The 17,498-nt window shown below is 43.7% G+C and carries 19 protein-coding genes; 17 read left to right on the top strand and 2 right to left on the bottom strand.

Annotated elements, in window-relative coordinates:
• The first annotated feature begins 7 nt into the window (after window positions 1–7).
• The 11 genes from csrA (at window position 8) to RGB73_RS27955 (ending at window position 11,484) form a co-directional block, all read left to right on the top strand.
• Window positions 8–253 carry a carbon storage regulator CsrA gene (gene csrA / locus RGB73_RS28005; RefSeq protein WP_310766578.1) on the top strand — a complete coding sequence of 82 codons (246 nt, stop codon included), beginning with the start codon at window positions 8–10 and terminating at the stop codon, window positions 251–253.
• A gap of 195 nt (window positions 254–448) precedes the next feature.
• Window positions 449–1,267, top strand: coding sequence for a flagellin N-terminal helical domain-containing protein (locus tag RGB73_RS28000; RefSeq protein WP_310766576.1), 819 nt, complete (start codon window positions 449–451; stop codon window positions 1,265–1,267).
• An 87-nt stretch (window positions 1,268–1,354) separates the two neighbouring features.
• Complete coding sequence (locus RGB73_RS27995; RefSeq protein WP_310766573.1) at window positions 1,355–2,554, top strand: glycosyltransferase; 1,200 nt, start codon at window positions 1,355–1,357, stop codon at window positions 2,552–2,554.
• An 11-nt stretch (window positions 2,555–2,565) separates the two neighbouring features.
• Window positions 2,566–3,651 carry a glycosyltransferase family 2 protein gene (locus RGB73_RS27990; RefSeq protein ID WP_310766570.1) on the top strand — a complete coding sequence of 362 codons (1,086 nt, stop codon included), beginning with the start codon at window positions 2,566–2,568 and terminating at the stop codon, window positions 3,649–3,651.
• A gap of 168 nt (window positions 3,652–3,819) precedes the next feature.
• Entirely contained in the window at window positions 3,820–4,560 is a 741-nt protein-coding gene (locus RGB73_RS27985; protein ID WP_310766567.1) for a class I SAM-dependent methyltransferase, read from the top strand.
• Between the two features lie 65 nt (window positions 4,561–4,625).
• Window positions 4,626–6,698, top strand: coding sequence for a glycosyltransferase (locus RGB73_RS27980; RefSeq protein WP_310766564.1), 2,073 nt, complete (start codon window positions 4,626–4,628; stop codon window positions 6,696–6,698).
• Between the two features lie 144 nt (window positions 6,699–6,842).
• On the top strand, window positions 6,843–8,726 hold the full coding sequence (locus RGB73_RS27975) for a glycosyltransferase (RefSeq protein WP_310766561.1): 1,884 nt from the start codon (window positions 6,843–6,845) through the stop codon (window positions 8,724–8,726).
• Window positions 8,727–8,810: 84 nt separating this feature from the next.
• Window positions 8,811–9,170, top strand: a complete 360-nt coding sequence (flaG, locus tag RGB73_RS27970; RefSeq protein ID WP_310766558.1) for a flagellar protein FlaG — start codon at window positions 8,811–8,813, stop codon at window positions 9,168–9,170.
• Between the two features lie 12 nt (window positions 9,171–9,182).
• The gene (fliD, locus tag RGB73_RS27965) at window positions 9,183–10,694 is read left to right on the top strand and encodes a flagellar filament capping protein FliD (protein ID WP_310766556.1); all 1,512 of its coding nucleotides are present in this window, start codon (window positions 9,183–9,185) and stop codon (window positions 10,692–10,694) included.
• Window positions 10,695–10,718: 24 nt separating this feature from the next.
• Window positions 10,719–11,096 (top strand): flagellar export chaperone FliS, encoded by a 378-nt coding sequence (fliS, locus tag RGB73_RS27960; RefSeq protein WP_310766554.1) that lies wholly within the window; start codon window positions 10,719–10,721, stop codon window positions 11,094–11,096.
• Between the two features lie 19 nt (window positions 11,097–11,115).
• Window positions 11,116–11,484, top strand: coding sequence for a flagellar protein FliT (locus RGB73_RS27955; protein WP_310766551.1), 369 nt, complete (start codon window positions 11,116–11,118; stop codon window positions 11,482–11,484).
• Window positions 11,485–11,518: 34 nt separating this feature from the next.
• Here the strand turns inward: RGB73_RS27955 and RGB73_RS27950 are convergent, their stop codons facing one another.
• The gene (locus RGB73_RS27950) at window positions 11,519–11,695 is read right to left on the bottom strand and encodes a putative motility protein (RefSeq protein ID WP_310766549.1); all 177 of its coding nucleotides are present in this window, start codon (window positions 11,693–11,695) and stop codon (window positions 11,519–11,521) included.
• Window positions 11,696–11,800: 105 nt separating this feature from the next.
• Here RGB73_RS27950 and RGB73_RS27945 point away from each other — a divergent pair, with 105 nt between their 5' ends.
• The 5 genes from RGB73_RS27945 to RGB73_RS27925 all read left to right on the top strand — a co-directional run bounded on the left by RGB73_RS27945 (window position 11,801) and on the right by RGB73_RS27925 (window position 15,570).
• Window positions 11,801–12,622, top strand: a complete 822-nt coding sequence (locus RGB73_RS27945) for a motility protein A (RefSeq protein ID WP_310766548.1) — start codon at window positions 11,801–11,803, stop codon at window positions 12,620–12,622.
• Window positions 12,615–13,415, top strand: coding sequence for an OmpA/MotB family protein (locus RGB73_RS27940; RefSeq protein ID WP_310766546.1), 801 nt, complete (start codon window positions 12,615–12,617; stop codon window positions 13,413–13,415). The genes RGB73_RS27945 and RGB73_RS27940 overlap by 8 nt, the downstream gene beginning before the upstream one ends.
• Before the next feature lie 300 nt (window positions 13,416–13,715).
• Window positions 13,716–14,519 (top strand): basic amino acid ABC transporter substrate-binding protein, encoded by an 804-nt coding sequence (locus tag RGB73_RS27935; protein ID WP_310766543.1) that lies wholly within the window; start codon window positions 13,716–13,718, stop codon window positions 14,517–14,519.
• A 79-nt stretch (window positions 14,520–14,598) separates the two neighbouring features.
• Window positions 14,599–15,279 carry an amino acid ABC transporter permease gene (locus RGB73_RS27930; RefSeq protein ID WP_310766541.1) on the top strand — a complete coding sequence of 227 codons (681 nt, stop codon included), beginning with the start codon at window positions 14,599–14,601 and terminating at the stop codon, window positions 15,277–15,279.
• Between the two features lie 93 nt (window positions 15,280–15,372).
• Entirely contained in the window at window positions 15,373–15,570 is a 198-nt protein-coding gene (locus RGB73_RS27925; RefSeq protein ID WP_122906207.1) for a cold shock domain-containing protein, read from the top strand.
• Window positions 15,571–15,621: 51 nt separating this feature from the next.
• On the opposite strand, the gene RGB73_RS27920 is transcribed toward RGB73_RS27925, so the two are convergent.
• The gene (locus RGB73_RS27920; protein WP_310766537.1) at window positions 15,622–16,674 is read right to left on the bottom strand and encodes an HD-GYP domain-containing protein; all 1,053 of its coding nucleotides are present in this window, start codon (window positions 16,672–16,674) and stop codon (window positions 15,622–15,624) included.
• Window positions 16,675–16,886: 212 nt separating this feature from the next.
• Here RGB73_RS27920 and hpf point away from each other — a divergent pair, with 212 nt between their 5' ends.
• Window positions 16,887–17,447 carry a ribosome hibernation-promoting factor, HPF/YfiA family gene (gene hpf / locus RGB73_RS27915; RefSeq protein ID WP_310766533.1) on the top strand — a complete coding sequence of 187 codons (561 nt, stop codon included), beginning with the start codon at window positions 16,887–16,889 and terminating at the stop codon, window positions 17,445–17,447.
• The last annotated feature ends 51 nt before the right edge of the window (window positions 17,448–17,498 follow it).

Here is a 17,498-nt window from a genome sequence, read left to right as displayed (position 1 = left end):
TGTTCATGTGTTAGTACTCTCTCGAAAAAAAAATGAATCGATCATGATCAACGACACAATTGAAATAAAAATTATCTCTGTTGAGGGAGACCAGGTACGCATTGGGATAGAGGCTCCCCGTAATGTTGAAGTGCACAGGAAAGAAATTTATCTGGCGATTAAGGAAGAGAATGAGGTAGCTTCGCAATCGAAGCTTGACTGGGTAGAGATGAAAAAACTAATGAATGAAACACCTTCCGACAAAGTAAAATGAGCGGAAGGTTTCTTTTTGTCACATTTTGATAAGAAAACTCCATTTTTAGAGAAAAAGGACTAAACAAATAGAATAGTAACTCCGATAAAAATAGTGTAAGGGTAAGAGACGCAAGCGCGCGATTGTTTCTCAATCCCAAGCCAATTAATTCGTAGCCACATGGACGTGGCCGATCTAATCAAGGAGGAATACTAGATGATTATTAACCACAATATTTCTGCTCAAAACACGCACCGTCAAATGGGTGTAAACACTGGCAACCTGTCTAAAAACATTGAGAAGCTGTCCTCTGGTTACCGTATCAACCGTGCAGCTGATGATGCTGCTGGTCTCTCCATTTCCGAAAAAATGAGAGCACAAATCCGTGGTTTGGATCAGGCAGCGCGTAACTCTCAAGATGGTATTTCCTTGGTCCAAACAGCTGAAGGTTCCTTGCAAACTGTAAACGATATGCTGGTTCGCATTAAAGAATTGGCTACTCAAGCGGCTAACGGAACCTACAATACAACTGATTTGACTCGTGTTCAAGATGAAGTGAATACACTGGCTGATGAAGTAGATAACATCAAAAACAACACGAAATTCAACGGAATCAATCTGTTGGATGGTAGCAACACTACTATCTCCCTGCAAGTTGGCCAAGAGGCTTCTCAAAAACTCGATCTTACGGGAGCATCCTTCAGCATTTCCGCTATCGCTGCTTCTATCCAAGCAATCGATATGTCTACCCAAGCTGGTGCTCGCAGTGCATTGACTGACGTTGTGAAATTGATTGACAGCGTATCTGCGGCTCGCTCTTACCTCGGGGCTAACCAAAACCGTCTGGAAAACACCATTAACAACCTGAACATTACTTCTGAGAACCTGACCGCTGCTGAGTCCCGTATTCGTGACGTAGATATGGCGAAAGAACAAATGGCTTACACCAAAAATAACATTTTGGTTCAAGCTTCCCAAGCGATGCTTGCTCAAGCAAACCAAGTTCCTCAAGGTGTTCTTCAGTTGCTCCGCTAATTTTGTAGTCAAGAAAAGAGACCTTTGGTTGACAAAGGTCTCTTTTGTCATTTTAGGTTACATGCCGGATTAGAAAAGAGGGGTAAAATGGACAAGATATCAGCATGCTTAATTGTTAAAAATGAGGAAGAATGTATCGAAAGATGTTTGTCCAGCCTTCAAGGGAAAGTTGATGAAATTATTGTTGTAGACACAGGTTCTACTGATCGGACCCTCGAAATTATGAAAGCATTTGAGGTCAATGTCTACAAATTTAATTGGATAAATGATTTTAGTGCGGCAAGAAATTACTCCCTCGACAAAGCAACTGGAGATTGGATTTTCTTTATAGATGCTGATGAGGAATTAAAGACGCCTGACCAAAAGCATCTAGGTGAATTGATTCATCCATACGACTCAGACATCTATGTCTTAAAACTGTTAAATTTATTAGGAAGTGAAGACAACCCGTCAGACGTTTCAAGGCTAAATGTGATGAGGATATTTAGAAATCTCCCGGAAAATCGATTTCAAGGAAAAATTCATGAGCAAGTTCTCTTCGAAGGAAGAGAAGTCAAGATCAAGCAAATAGAGGCCGAAATCATTCATCATGGCTACCTTGAAGAGGTCAGAAATAGAAAAAGTAAATTCGAGAGAAACGTTGCTTTACTAGAAAAAGAGTTAAAAGAAAATCCGAATGATGGATTTCATTGGTTCAACATGGGGATGGAGTATCTTGTTGACAGCGATAAAAGGAAAGCACTGAATTGTTTTCAGAGAAGCTACGAACTATCAAACCGAAGCAACGCTTATTTTTCGAGGCTACTTAGGAACTTGGCTGTTTGTTATTTAGAAGAAAGTCAAATTATTGAAGGGCACAATATATGCCAGGAGGCTATTACACTATATCCTGATTACACGGACATTTGGTACATCAAAGGACTTCTTTTACAAAGTCAGTCCGATTATGATCAGGCCATTGAAATGTTTGAGCATGCTCTGATGTTAGGAGACACGATAAAGTATTGGTCGGATCACGGAACGGGGAGTTACAAAGCGATTTTTAAATTAGGGGAAATATTTCTTGCCCAGGGGAAGATTGAACAAGGAATTGCAGTATATGAGATGGGGGCAGAAGCTTACCCTCAAGTTTTTGCATTTTATCCAGAGCTAAGTAAGTTGTATATTTCCCGCTCTGAAATTACGAAAGCTGCAGCAATATTGGATCAGGGCTCTATTTATCATCCTCAACTTCTTCCAGCCGCACAACGCGCAAAAATGATTGTAGCTAAACTACAAAGTAAGTGAGGAGATGTTCTGTGAAAAAAATATCGCTTGCAATGATTGTAAAAAATGAAATGAAGCATTTAGCAAGGTGTATTAAAAGCGTAAAAGATATCATTGATGAAATTGTAATTGTAGATACAGGTTCAACAGATCTTACAAAGGAAATTGCGTTAAAGCATGATGCAAAAGTATTTAGTTATAAATGGAATAACAGTTTTGCTGATGCCCGAAATTTTTCATTAAATCAGGCAACGGGAGATTGGTGCCTAGTTCTGGATGCGGACGAGTTCTTGCCTGAACAAAATAAGGGAGAAATAAGAAATTTTATAGAGAATTATCATGGTATTGGTAGATTAAAAATAGTTAGTAAGTATATTGATAATGGTGAGCAAAAAAGTTCCTTTGCATACGTGTCGCGATTATTTCCGAGAGATGTTCGATATTCTGGCAGGATTCATGAGCAAATTGTATCCGATTTGCCGCATTATCGCTTGCCAATCATCGTGAATCACGATGGTTATCTTACTCATAATGAAGAAAAAGCACAGCGAAATATCAGTCTGCTTCAAGAGGAATACACGATCGATTCTGAAAATCCATATATCATTTATCAATTGGCGAAAGAATATAAGCGTGCAAAAAAACGAGAAATGGCTTTCACCTATTTTAACAAGGCATATAAATTTCTGAATGGATCAGAGGGGTACTTTCCGGTTTTTGCAGTTGATTACATTTATTTGTTGATTGAAACGGATCACTTTAAAGTTTGTGATCAAGTAATTAAAGAATGCAGTCCTATCCTCGATGATTATCCGGATTTCCATTTTGCCCGTGGACTTTTTACTATGAATTATCTGATAAAGGGTGGTTTAACCGACCCTAGTCAAATTTATTGGATTGAAGAATCCTTTAGAAAATGTTTAAGTATTGGGGAAACAGATAAATATGACAGCGTGATAGGCACAGGGAGCTTTTTAGCCTACTACAATTTAGGAGTGTTCTATGAAGTTGTCGGAAAGATTCAGGACGCGATAGCGTGTTATAAAATGTCAAGCCAACACGATTATGGGCCAGCAGCAATTAGGTTAAGAAGACTTAATATCCCTCAATCAAATTAAAATAGAAAATGACTAGTAACAAAGGACCAATAATAAAGGAACCGTTAAATTAACTTCACTTAATAGGAATGGATTCCGATAAGATAAAAAACAGCCACCCCGTTCATGCTTTCTTGTAATAGGTGGCAACAGAAGCGCTATATTGATATTACCTGGGAGGGACTTCAAGTGAGTCAAGTAAGCCGGGATGGCGGAAAAGAAATTTGGGATGAGATGTGGGCAAAGGAAAATGAAATTGACGAAAACGTATTTTTTAAATGCGTAGTTGATGCTGTCATAGAAAACATGAACGTTCCTATACAAGGGGCAAAAATTCTTGAAGCGGGGGCAGGGACAGGTACTTCTAGTTTTCAGCTGGCAAAACTTGGTGCAACCGTAACGTTAGTCGACTATAGCGAGAATTCAATTCAGAAGATGAAACGTATGTTTGACCGGCATGATATCCCTGCAAAATTTTATTGTAACGATATTCGCTCAATGGATATTGAAAATGATACATATGACGTTGTTTTTAATTCTGGGGTGTTGGAGCATTTTTCATTTGAGGATCAGGTCTTGATCCTAAGAGAATTGAAAAGAATATGTAAACCAGGCGGACGTGTTATCACATTAAATCCCAATGCCAAATCTTTATTATATCGTTGTTGGAAATGGATTTTGGAAAGTTCAAACCGTTGGCCATACGGTTATGAACAGCCCGTTATAACGCTAAAAAATCAATTTGAAGAAGTAGGGTTGGCTTTTCTGAGTGAATATTCCGTTGGATTTGATGTTTCTGTGGATCAATTTGGATCCTTTTCAGAGTTTCAATTGGCTGCGAGTTTTATGCGAAGTTTCTACCATTCACTTCCGGACAATGAAAAAAGGCTGATGGAAGGGTATTTGTTGTGTAGCGTGGGAGAAAAATAAGCCTTCCTTTTAAATTCAAAAAGGCCTATCCATTTAGAGGAACAGAAAAAGGACGGAATATATAGATGAATACTATAAACGAAATAGAATTATATAAAGAGCATTTTAAGAGCGGATTACTTGGATTAATAAAAAATAAGGAGTTTGAAAAAGCTTTATCTTTGATGGAAGAATATGAGACCAGTATTAAAAATGATGTTGATATATTAAACATGAAATCCATTGTGCTAATTGAACAAAACCAATTAGAAACTGCAGAACAGTTACTATGGCGTTGTATAGAACTTGGCGATCAAAATGGTGACACGCTTTTTAACTTAGCTTACCTATACGAAAGAAAAGGTGAGACCGCTACTGCGGGAAACCTTTATCGGACCTTGTATAGTCAAAGCAAAGACGAGCAAGAAAAAAAAGAAATTGAAAGTATACTATTCAAACTGGGCTGCAATATTTCTGAAAAGAAAATGAGATTTGTTCTCCTGTCATCTTGTCCATGGGGAAAAATGCTCCAAAGGCCTCATCATATGGCAAGGGCATTGATGAGACAAGGTTTCAATGTGGATTATATCCAACCTCCCGTTGTTGTTAGAGATGATGTTGAAGAAGCAAACGTTAGTACAAATGATTTGTTGGTAATTAGCAGAGAAAACCTCAGGAAGCATGGGTTGGTGAATATTTACACTCCTATCTTGTATTTTAAACAAGATATTTTTCAGTTAGGAAATTATAGGGAGATACTGCAAGAAATACTTGATACTTCTTCAAATGAAGAAATCGTTTTTCTTTGTTATTTTCCGTCACAAATTACTACTATTAATAAGCTATCAGGAAATTTTAAAGTCATTTACGAGTGCGTCGATGATCATGGAGATATTGAGCACTCATTTTGGAGTAGCAAAATAGATAGACATTACGAAACTGAGCTTGTGGAAAGAGCAAATCTTATTACCACAACAAGCTCAGCATTGTATTTATCCAAATCGTTACACAACGACAGGGTAATACTGTCAAAGAATGCAGTCAATATCGATGATTTTAGCCATGTTGATATGAATGTGATTCCGGATGATATAAAAAACATCCCTCATCCAAGAGTGTGCTATGTTGGTGCAGTCGAAAGCTGGTTTGATGAAGATCTCTTCTACCATCTAGTAAGGTCCAATCGTAATAAATCATTTGTTGTAATAGGGCCGGTAAAAGAAGGCATGCTGGCCGAAAAAGAGGAAAACCTTTTTGTTTTGGGTATTAAAGAACACAGCCAATTGAAAAATTATTTGCAGAATATGAGGGTTGGAATTATACCTTTTAAAGACGATCTGGATTTAATTGTGAATTGCGATCCGATAAAAATGTATGAATACGTATTAAGTGGTCTGCCCGTAGTCGCAACAAATATGCCCGAACTTGCTTATAATATCGACTTTATCAGAATTAGTGATAACCTGGATAGTTTTAATGGTCATTTAAATGAACTGATTGATCGGAAGATTTCTAATGCCGAGATTGGGCAGTTTATTAAAGAGAATACATGGGACACAAGAGCAAGACATCTTATTACAGAAATAACTACTCAAAATCAGCTACAAAATAGAGAAAAGGTTAGAAGCGAGTTAAGAGAAAATTGGAAGGAAGTTCTTTTGAAACAAGAAAGCCCAATTATAGAAGCTTTGATAGCCCTTTCATATGGTACTGAGGATTCCAGACAGTTTTATGAGCTTATCCAAAAAGCATATAGAAAGTCAAAGCTACCCTTTATTTTTAAAAATTATGTTTTTGCATCCGTTCTAACAAATAACTTATTTAGCCCGGAAGATGTTCAATTTGATGAAAATATAAATCAAATTGATAAGGAGGAATTCTTGTTTTTACACTACAACGGTTTAGAAGAATTCCTTCGTATTTGGCATCTGACTATCTCGGCACAGTATCAATCGTTGATTTATTATATAAAAGCATTAAAAAACATAGACAGTTACGATTACGGAATAGGAAATTACTATGTATCCATCGGACGTGTAGAAGAAGCGACTTCCATTTTTCTTGAACTCGTTCAAAGAAATAAAGTGTTCCAAGAGAGTCCATTAATCAGACAAATACTTGGCGAAAACATGGTTGAGCTGAGAACAAATGAAACATAGAGTACGTAGAACGATTTCCTTTGAAGTAATAAGGAGACAAAGGGGATAAGGTCGTTAAATTAAATAGGACATCAAAATTATATTAATAGTAGTCCCTTTCAAGAATAATTCTAAGAACCTCTTATGGATGAAAGGAAACCTGTGATGAAGAGCTATTCTATTTCCCTTTGTATGATCGTCAAAAATGAAGAAAAGTATCTCGGTAAGTGCTTGGAAATGGCACGATCTAAGGTTGATGAAATGATTATTGTCGATACCGGTTCAACTGATTCTACGGTAGAAATAGCGAAAAATTACGGTGCGAATGTTTATCATTTTGAGTGGGTACACGATTTTGCTGCGGCACGAAATTATGCGCTAGGCCATGCAACAGGCGATTATATTTTAGTGTTGGATGCGGACGAGTATTTAGACGAACAAGCGGATTTACAGGCGGATCTTCAATCAGGGAAGGACTACTATTCTCTTCAAATCAAAAACTATGCTTCAAATGGTGCAGTTAGGTATCATCCTGCGATTCGCCTTTTTAAAAATCATATAGGCCTCTCTTATTTCGGGAAAATTCACGAACATATAGGCATTGATGAACCCAGCCTAATATCAGGCGTCGGAAAATCGCTCATCCATCATGAAGGTTACAAAACTGAAGTCATGGTGGATAAAAATAAAATTGAGCGAAACTACAAATTGTTAATCAAAGAGGTAGAAGCAAATCCAAGTGGATATAATTTGTATAACATGGGTGTCCACTACATGGTTGAGCAAAATTACAAAAAGGCCTTTGAGTATTTTAAAAAGTCATATTACCTAAGTAAAGATAAGGTTTATTTAACCGATTTGTTATATAGCATGTCAGAAGCACTCCTGCATTTAAAAAGATTTGAGGATGCCCTTACTTTGATACGAGAAGCAATTGAAACATTCCCTAGTGTGACAGACTTGCATTTTATGCAAGGCAGGCTTTATGAAGAGATGGGGTATCTGCCAGATGCGGTCCTGGTCTATCAAAAATGCCTCGAGTTGGGGGATCTGACAATAGGCCAGACAATTGAAGGGGTAGGTAGTTATCTGGCTCACATCAGATTGACGGATATAGAATTGAAGCAGGGAAACAAGCAAAATGCACTCTTCCACGCTTCTAAAGTACTGGAAATGAGGAAAGACTCTCTTGCCTCTCTCGCTATTGCTATTTCCGTATTTGAGATGTCCTATTATACCGACCAACAAATTATAGACGAACTAGAAAAGATTTTCCCTCAAAGAAATGCAGAGGATGCGATTAATCTTTTAAAAGTTCTTTATAATACAAGACATCCATTACTGGCTTTTTATTTGGAACGTTTCCAAGCCAAAGTTGATAGAAATATTATTGCAACAGCCAAACTATACTCAAAGCATTATGGTGATGCTGCACGGGAATGGATCGATCTCGCTTCTATCCACGAAGAGAACAAAATCGACGTACTATTACTAAGCTTTCTCCTCCCCAAAAAAGAACTTTTTGATTTAATCAAGCCCACTTTCAATTTGTCAGCTAGAGAATGGCAGGTATTGAGCAGGATAGTATTTAGAGAAAGTGAAAATCAGGAAATTCTAACCTCGGATTTGGAGAATCTTCTACTTAATATTGCCAACCATTTAATGAGGTTACAGGAATTCGATATTTTTGAATATGTCATTGGATTCCTCCAAAACGGGTCACGAACAGTTCAAGTAGAGTTAGCAACAAGACTCTATCAATATAATTTTGGTGAAATAGCTATTGAACTCTTAATCCAAAACGGACAAAAGGGAAAAAACGACGCAGAAATTCTTGAATTGTTGGGAGACTTTTGTAGGAATGCACGTCGAGATGATGATGCCGAAAACATGTATCGCCAGGCCTTGAAGATACAGACCAAGTATTCCATTTTCCCTAAACTGTACGAGGTTTGTGAAAGAAAAGGTGATCTCCAAAGTAAAGAAGCGTGGAGAAGGGAAGCCGCAGCATTGTTTCCATTATCGTTATGGGCAAGAAATTCAAAGTGACCCTAATTGGTGATTTCCTTATAAACCCATGTTCTTGCCATGCCGATACTAATGGTAAGGATAAACGGCTAGGGGGAAAGGAAAATGGTCTATCACGCAATTAACACTGTGGGAAGAGGAATGAACACGAACGACTTACAGAAAAATGTTTCCGAAAGTCCTGAAATTCCCGGCGGCACTGGGCGAACAAGCGTTGAGAACACAGGAGAAAAACCGGTTACGAAGAAAGAATTAGAGAAAAGTGTTGAGGCTATTAACAAGTGGCTCGATGCAAATTCTACCCATCTCAAGTTCCAACTTCACGAAAAACTCAATGAGTACTATGTACAGGTCCTCAATAATGTGACCAATGAAGTGGTAAGAGAAATCCCGCAGAAAAAAATGCTGGATATTGTTGCCAAGATGTACGAGATGAATGGCTTGCTTTTAGATGAAAAGAGATAGGAGGAATCGATTATGTCACAAATCCGCTTTAGCGGTATGGCTTCCGGGCTTGACACGGAGAAGATTGTAAAGGAATTGATGAAAGCCGAAAGTGCACCGCTCTATAAATTGCAGCGTACGAAGCAGAAACAAGAATGGCAGCAAACTGCCTATCGAGAAATAAATACGTTGTTACTCGATCTAAGAACGAAGGCAAGTGATCTTCGGTATGAATCGTTCTATACGAATAAAAAGGCAGTTACCTCAAGCTCAGATGCCTACGTAAGCGTAAAGTCGAGTGGGAAACCCTCTTTCTCTTCCTATACGGTTTCTGTGAACAAGCTTGCGGAGCCGGCCACCGGGGCTTCTGCAGTCTTTAAAACATCAGGCGGCATTTCAAGCACTTCTAGCACAGTAGGATCCGATTTTTCATTCTCTATTAACTCCGGAGTGGATGGAAAAGAGGCAAGTTTTACAGTCTCTAGCGGAGATACTGTGGAAAAAGTGATTAGTGACATCAATGAAAAATCCGGAACGACCGGAGTAAAAGCAAGCTTCTTTAACAATCAAATTGTGTTTACTTCTACGTCGACCGGTGATGCGAGTAACTTCACCATTGGCAATGTGAGTGGAAGCAACAATTTAGGTATTGGTGCCATTGACACGACAGTTGCAGCATCAGGTGTTTCGAAAGGGAAAGATCTAGTTGAGGGGGAAGTGATTATCAACGGAGCTACCCTCAAAATTTCAAGCAACAATTTTACTTACGACAATATGCAGTTCTCTGCAAAGCAATTAACTGCTGCCAATTCGCCAGTGAGCATTTCAGTTACCACTGACGTGGACTCTATGGTTTCGTCAATCAAAGAATTTATTGACAAATACAATTCTGTAATTGACACGATCAATAAAAAGCTAACAGAAGATGTTTATAAGAGTTATCAACCGCTCATCGATTCAGAGCGTTCTGATATGACAGATGACCAGATTTCAAAATGGGAAGATAAAGCGAAAAGTGGAATTCTCCGGAGAGATTCTATTCTAAGTTCTGCAGTATCCTCTATGCGTAGTAGCTTTAATACGTCCGTTCCTGGACTTACGAAGTACGATAATATGAGTAAAATTGGTATCACCACGAAGAATTACTACGAAAAAGGAAAGCTGTACGTGGATGAGGACAAACTGAGAGAGGCATTAACCACGAATCCCGATGAGGTTATTCAATTATTGACGAAACTACCGGGCAGCTCTGCAACTACTCCCGAACAAAAATTCCAGCAATCCGGGGTTTTTGAGCGTCTCTATAGCCAAATTAACGATTCCATGAAGCAAATTACTGAAAAGGCGGGCAGCAGTGGATCGGGCTCCACAGCTGACACAAGTACAATCGGGTTAAATTTAAAAAAGCTGGATTTGGATATTGATACATGGGAAGACCGATTGGCAAAAATTGAGAATCGATATTGGAAACAGTACACCGCAATGGAAACTGCCATTTCCAAGTTTAACTCACAGGGCGGCTGGTTTGCGAATCTCATGCAATAAAAAGAAGAAGGGAGCTATGAGTCTATGATACAAAATCCTGCGAAAACTTATCAAAACAATCAAGTGACTACAGCGACCCCATCTGAACTTACCTTAATGCTGTATAATGGCGCCATTAAATTTATCAGACAGGCAAAAAACTCCATAGGCGAGAGACAATTTGCTCAAGCTCACGAAGCCAATATTCGTGTTCAGGACATTTTGAATGAACTCATCATTACATTGAATAGAGACATTCCCATCTCGAAGCAATTTATGACAATGTATGAGTACATGATGCGCCGTTTAATTGAAGCCAACCTCAAAAAGAGTACCGAAATCTTGAATGAAGTTGAGGATCTGTTTATCCAATTCCGGGATACTTGGAAAGAAGCGATGAAACTCGCAAAACAGCAGGGTTGAGATGCAGGGTGTGACTAGAGTGGAGAACAACCAACTGGAAGCCCTGTTGCAAACGATCTTGGATCAAACGGTAGCACTTGAATCATCCGTTTTAGATGAAAACTCGGAGCCTGACGAATGGTCTCGCTTGCTTGATGAGAGGCAACAAACAATGGATCAGCTATCAGAGCTCATCGATCGTGGCACGGCCCTGTCTGAGGACCAGAAGAGAAACTACATTGCCAAGGCATATGCCATTGATCAGCGTCTGGAGCCGGTAATGAACGGCAGAAAAGAGACATTGGGTGAAAAAATCGGCAGTATCACGAGTACGAAAAATACGGTGAAGAAGTATAACCATTACTCGAATATTGCCTACTTCAGCTCATTCTTTGACCAAAAAAAATAATCATGAAAAAACGGTCGATTTCTCGACCGTTTTTTTAGGTAAGGATGTCAATGGTTTTTCCTAGAGTAGGGTGAGGCGCTTCAGCAGCTCTGATGTTGGATTGCGTCTGAGCGAAGTCCTGCAGCATTACCGCAGCCTGGGTGGCTGCTGCATCTTGCACCTGCTTTTGCAAACTGAGGTTGATAGCTTGATGAAGCTGATTGATATTCATGATTTCACCTCTTTCCCTATAACTCTGTTATCGGATAGTATCAGGAGTAGGAATAGAGTAAAAAGTTTGGGTACTTACTAATCATGCAGGGGTTGACCAATAGTTATGAATGTTTTTCAGACCACAAAACGCCGCTCTCTCCTCCTGGTAGGAGCCGTCCTCCTCATCTTCATCCACGCGGTCTACCTGAACGGCAGCCTCGCCGATCTGCTGAACCCGACAGCCATCGAGCTGGTCGCGCTCGCCGTCGTGATTTCCTACGCGATCAAGCGCAAGCATCTCGATCTGAAAAAGATCGCCCGGCTGTTGATCCACGGGCGCGAGAGCAACGTCGAGGAGACGATCAAGCGCTTCTACTATTATGCGCTCGTTCAAAAGGAACAGGGATATATCGCGCTCGAAAAGGAGCTGCAGAACGAGAAGGACTCGTTCGTCCAGCGCGGCAGCCTTCTGGCGATCGAAGGCGTGCCGGAGGACGAGCTGCGCCTCATCCTGGAAAACGAGCTGAAAGGCGAGCAGTACCGCTACCAGCAGTCCGCAGGCTTTTTTCGGCTGATCAGCTTGCTGGCGCCGGGGATGGGGCTCGTGGGGACGTTGCTCGGGATGACCGGGGTCTTGAAATCGCTCTCCGACTTTACGGTGACGGGTCACAGCTTGAGTGCAGCCGTCGTTGCGACGCTGTACGGAGCGCTCCTGGCCAACCTGTTCGCGCTGCCGTGCTACTACCGGCTGATGGATCTGTATGACCGGGAAATGTTTGAAAAGCGCCTGTTTATCGAAGGGTGCGTCGGCTTGCAGCGGATGGAGACGCCGCGCCTGTTGTTCGAAAAACTGAACTCGTTCCTGCCGGGCGATCAGAAGCTGGTGCTGATCAAAGAGGCGGGCAGCGTGAAAGGAACGATTGAAAGGCAGGATCGCTATGCTTGATGACCGCCTGTACGATGAAAAGGAGCTGGAAAAAAGCTGGCTGCTCAGCTATAGCGACCTGATAACGCTGTTGTTTGTCATTGTGGTGATTATTGCGGCGTCGCAGAAGGCCAATATCCAGGTCGAGCGGGAAGAGGCCAAAAAAGAAACGGCACAGCAGCAGGCGACGCTGCAGCAAGTCCATGAAAGCCTGGACCTGTTGAATCTGCAAAAGCTGGAGCTGCAGCGGGAAGTGCATGAGCTGGAGGCGAAGAAAAACTCGCTGGCGGGGACACAGAGCGAGCAGCCCGATGTGCCAACCGCCAAGCCGGCTCCGCCGATCGGGTCGGTGGACACGGATGCGGCTGAGCGCGATATGGAAACCGTACGGACACAGCTTTCCTCCGCATTGGCCGAATTGAACCTCGATTTTGAAGAGACCGAAGAAGGGCTGAGAATTCGGCTGCCGGTCAGCATCCTGTTCGCGAGCGGTTCGGCGGAGCTGAGAGCGCAAGGCAAGCAAGTCGTCGGGACGGTAGCGGGGGTGCTCAAGCGCTTTGGCAACCGGGTGCGGATCGAAGGGTATACGGACGACGTCCCTATCGCCCACAGTCCGTACAAAACGAACTGGGAGCTCTCGACGGGGCGCGCTATTGCGGTAATGCGGGAAATGGTTGATGAATACACTTTACCTTCCTCGCGATTTACCGTGGCGGGATTGGGCGAATACAAGCCACTCGTGGATAATTCCAACGAGGAGAACCGCTCGCGGAATCGGAGAGTTGAGATTATCATTTTAGCGGAAAAAGAATAATTCATATTTTTCTGCAAATAATTTAGTTCCAAAGAAGGATTCCTGTGTATCAGAGAGAAGTATATCTGACAGGAATCTTTCTTTTTTTCAGGCAATTTTTCGCCTCGGTGCAGGTCACTGGTCCGCGTCCCGGATCAAAAGGCCGTGAAACGAGAGGGAAATTGTCGTGCCCAGCTTGTGCACAACTCCATGTGGATATTGTGGATAATCTTGTGGAGAACGCAAGAAACAGGCGATCGGGATGTGGACATCGCTGGGGACAAATCAAGAAACAGAGATAGAAACAAGGGGGTTTTTCAGGTGAAGATCGGGAAAAAGTGGCTGGCAACGTTAGCGTTGACCGTAGGGGTCGGACTGATGGTCTCGGCCTGTGGTTCGGGCGGTCAGCAAGCCTCGGGAGGCGGGTCTGGATCGGGAGCCGGGGCTGGGGACAAAGTTTTCGTAGTGGGAACGGACGCAGCTTATCCTCCTTTTGAAAAAATGGAGGGGGACAAAATCACCGGCTTTGACATCGAAGTAGTCCAGGCGGTAGCAGATGCCGCCGGCTTCAAGATCGAGGTCAAAAACACCGGGTGGGATCCACTGTTTGACGGCCTCGACAAAGGCAATGTCGACTTGGGGATTTCCGCAGTGACGATCACGGAGGAGCGGAAGCAGAAATACGATTTCTCCGATTCCTACTTCGATGCCAATCAGCTGATCCTTCTGCCGGAGGATTCGCCGGTCACCAAGCTGGCTGAGCTGAAGGGCAAGAAGATCGGGGTACAGTCTGCGACGACCGGCGAGCAGGTCGTGAAAAAAGCGTTTGGAGACACATATGAAGGACTCAAGGGCTATGACGATACGCCGTCTGCTGTCGACGACTTCTTTATCGGGCGCGTGGACGCTGTCGTAGCGGACAATGCTGTGCTGCAAGACTACGCGAAAAAAGTGAAGGACAAGAAATTCAAGCTGGTAAAAGACGATACCTTCGAAGTCGAGCACTACGGGATCATCGTGAAAAAGGGCAATACCGAACTGCTGAACAAAATCAACCAGGGGCTGAAAACCATCAAGGAAAACGGCAAGCTGAAGGAAATCAACGACAAGTATTTCGGTCAATAAGGGCAGTGGCAATGCGCAGGGCGGGTACGTCTAATGGCGTGCCCGTTCCTTGTGCGCAGACATCAGCTGGAGAGGAGGTATGGGCTTGAACTGGGGCGTTATCTCGCAATATCAGGAATTATTTATTCGAGGCGTACAAAATACGATTCTCCTGACCACTGTCGCTGTCGTCTGCGGGACCATCCTGGGGTTGTTCATCGGGCTGGGGAAGATGTCGGACAGGGTTTACTTCAAGGTGCCGGCGGCCATTTACGTCGAGCTGTTCCGCGGCACCCCTTTGTTTCTGCAAATCCTGCTGATCCATACTGCCGTCATTCCCGGCATCTGGGGGCTGTTTTTTCCCGAGGCGAAGGTACCGGAAGCCATCTTTTCCGGCTTTGTGTCCTTGACGTTGAACGCAGCGGCGTATATCGCGGAAATTTTCCGAGCAGGGATCCAGTCGATCGATCCCGGGCAGATGGAGGCGGCTCGCTCGCTGGGCATGACGAAAGGGATGGGGATGAGGCTGATCGTCATTCCCCAAGCGTTTATGCGAATGCTTCCTGCGCTGGGGAACGAGTTTATCGCACTTCTCAAAGATTCTTCCTTGCTGGCGATCATCTCGACACCGGAGCTGGGCTATGCGGCTTTCAGCGTAGCGAAAAACACATTCGAGCGCTATCCTCCGTACCTGACCGCCGGTGCCATCTATCTGGTCCTGACCTTGTTCCTCTCGCGCGTCGTCGTCAGAGGCCTGGAGAAACGATATTCCCCCAAATAAAGGGAATGGGGATCTGGATTTTGGGTAAACTAGAAACGAACCACGCAGGATACTTATCCTAATTTTTTGCAAAAGAAAGGGTTGTGCTGTTTCATGCAAGGCAAAGTTAAATGGTTTAACGCAGAAAAAGGGTTTGGATTTATCGAGCGGGAGGACGGCGACGACGTGTTCGTCCACTTCTCGGCCATTCAGTCCGATGGCTTTCGTACGCTGGAAGAAGGCCAGGCCGTAGAATTTGACATTGTGGAAGGCGATCGCGGCCCACAAGCAGCCAATGTAGTCAAACTGTAGAAAACGAAAATCCCCCTGGCCCGGTTGACGGGTGCAGGGGGATTATTATGTTCAGCCGATCATTTTCTGGATGTGCAGGCTGCGGTGGAGCCGCAGGTCGAGATACTCCTCCCCGCGACGCACGAGCGGGCGAATCGGCTCATCAGTATGGATCATGATAATCTCTACATCCTCGCCGCTGTTCAAAACGGCTCGGGAGCCGACGTACAGCATGACGATGTAATGGATGAACGGGGAGACGATGGCAGGATTGAGCTTGCCAAGGCAGGCCTGTTCCCACAGGACGGACGCAGCTTCAAAAGGCGAGGTGCCTCGCCTGTACACCCGATCGGTGCAGATGGCATCGAATACGTCTGCCACACTGATGATCTGGCATTCGAACGGGATGGCGTCCTTTCGCCTGCGCTCCGGATATCCCGTCCCATCCAGGCGCTCGTGGTGCAAAAGCGCGCACAAAGCCATGAGCTCGCTTGCTCCGTCCATGGAACGGATCAGCTCGTAGCCGTACTCGGTATGGCGCTTCATGATTGCATATTCCTCATCCGTCAGGCGCTCCGGCTTGGAGAGCAGCTCATCGGGAATCATTATTTTTCCTACGTCGTGCAGCAGTCCGATTTGCCCCAAAAGATAAATCTCTTCTTCCGACTTCCCCATCAGCTTGCCGATGAGCGCGGCGACGATGCCGACATGGAGAGAATGGCGGTAGGTGTAGTCCTCTGTGCCTTCTTTCAAATAAATGAAGCGGAGAAAGCCCCAGCGCTGGAGCACCTGGTCGAGCAACGGATAGAAGGTATCGCGAAATTGACCCAGGGAAGGCAGGGAACCGGATGCGATCTGTTTGAAAAGCCCCTTGGTCTGCTGCACGGCGAGCACGTATTCGCGAGCGGCCTGCGCTTCGCTCCAGTGCAAGACAGGGAAAGGCATCTGGGCGGTTTCCTGTGTGGCAGCGATATGAACACTGCCCACTTGATGGGCTTCGAGGAGCCGTATGTCACTCGGATGCAGGACGGCCCCGGCGGGCAAAAGCAGCAGTCCGTACTCATTGTAGACGTCTTGTGCGAGTGTAGTGCCGATAAGGGAATGGGAAGGTTTCACCTCTGCCATGAGGATTCCTCCTGTGCGATGTACGACCGCGAATGGGAAGTAAGTGGAGTGACTACTAGGTATTATAGCATAGGGAATCTAGTAAGTATTGGTAAAATTCTGTCGATTGTCGCTGGATTGTAAATATTTTGTTTAGTCTTTTCGAAGCCAAACAGGAGGATTATTTACAATTCCGGCGAATATTCTTAAATAGACGGAAGGAGGTTGGAACCATGAAATTTAACATTCGTGGAGAAAACATTCAAGTCACCGCAGCACTTAAAGAGTATGTGGAAAAGAAAGTCGGCCGTCTCGAAAAATACTTCGAAGCACCACAGCCCACCGATGTCCAGGTAACCATGAGGGTTCAACGGGGGGAGGGCACGATCGAGGTAACGATTCCGCTAGCAGGGGTCATTATCCGAGCTGAGGAAACGCATGAGGACATGTACGCTGCTATCGATCTGGTGGTAGAAAAACTGGAACGTCAGATTCGCAAGCACAAAACCAAACTGATGCGAAAATTGCGAGTTGAATCTATGAACAAAGCCGCCGGGCGCGAAAGTCAGCCGGTAGCTGTGGCTCTCGCAGATGAAGGCAACGAGGAAGACGTAGACATCAATATCGTACGCACCAAGCGTTTTAATTTAAAGCCGATGGACGCGCATGAAGCGGTCATGCAAATGGATATGCTGGGACACAGCTTTTTCGTATTCCAAAACAGCGATACGAACGATGTGAGCGTGGTTTACCGCCGCAACGACGGACGCTACGGTTTGATCGAACCAAAATAACGAAACTTATCAGGCTATCACACGTATAAGACTAGGGAGTTGCTACCTGCA

Source organism: Brevibacillus brevis, assembly GCF_031583145.1.
GTDB classification, from domain to species: domain Bacteria; phylum Bacillota; class Bacilli; order Brevibacillales; family Brevibacillaceae; genus Brevibacillus; species Brevibacillus brevis_E.
Note: the sequence above shows the minus strand (reverse complement) of the source record. Positions and strands in the feature narration are given on the sequence as shown.

What these genes read in the sequence shown, in the direction of transcription:
- RGB73_RS28000 (WP_310766576.1), top strand. Translation starts at nt 449, where the DNA reads ATGATTATTAACCACAATATTTCTGCTCAAAACACGCACCGTCAAATG.
- RGB73_RS27995 (WP_310766573.1), top strand. Translation starts at nt 1,355, where the DNA reads ATGGACAAGATATCAGCATGCTTAATTGTTAAAAATGAGGAAGAATGT.
- RGB73_RS27980 (WP_310766564.1), top strand. Translation starts at nt 4,626, where the DNA reads ATGAATACTATAAACGAAATAGAATTATATAAAGAGCATTTTAAGAGC.
- RGB73_RS27975 (WP_310766561.1), top strand. Translation starts at nt 6,843, where the DNA reads ATGAAGAGCTATTCTATTTCCCTTTGTATGATCGTCAAAAATGAAGAA.
- flaG (WP_310766558.1), top strand. Translation starts at nt 8,811, where the DNA reads ATGGTCTATCACGCAATTAACACTGTGGGAAGAGGAATGAACACGAAC.
- fliD (WP_310766556.1), top strand. Translation starts at nt 9,183, where the DNA reads ATGTCACAAATCCGCTTTAGCGGTATGGCTTCCGGGCTTGACACGGAG.
- fliS (WP_310766554.1), top strand. Translation starts at nt 10,719, where the DNA reads ATGATACAAAATCCTGCGAAAACTTATCAAAACAATCAAGTGACTACA.
- RGB73_RS27950 (WP_310766549.1), bottom strand. Translation starts at nt 11,695, where the DNA reads ATGAATATCAATCAGCTTCATCAAGCTATCAACCTCAGTTTGCAAAAG.
- RGB73_RS27945 (WP_310766548.1), top strand. Translation starts at nt 11,801, where the DNA reads ATGAATGTTTTTCAGACCACAAAACGCCGCTCTCTCCTCCTGGTAGGA.
- RGB73_RS27940 (WP_310766546.1), top strand. Translation starts at nt 12,615, where the DNA reads ATGCTTGATGACCGCCTGTACGATGAAAAGGAGCTGGAAAAAAGCTGG.
- RGB73_RS27930 (WP_310766541.1), top strand. Translation starts at nt 14,599, where the DNA reads ATGGGCTTGAACTGGGGCGTTATCTCGCAATATCAGGAATTATTTATT.
- RGB73_RS27925 (WP_122906207.1), top strand. Translation starts at nt 15,373, where the DNA reads ATGCAAGGCAAAGTTAAATGGTTTAACGCAGAAAAAGGGTTTGGATTT.
- RGB73_RS27920 (WP_310766537.1), bottom strand. Translation starts at nt 16,674, where the DNA reads ATGGCAGAGGTGAAACCTTCCCATTCCCTTATCGGCACTACACTCGCA.
- hpf (WP_310766533.1), top strand. Translation starts at nt 16,887, where the DNA reads ATGAAATTTAACATTCGTGGAGAAAACATTCAAGTCACCGCAGCACTT.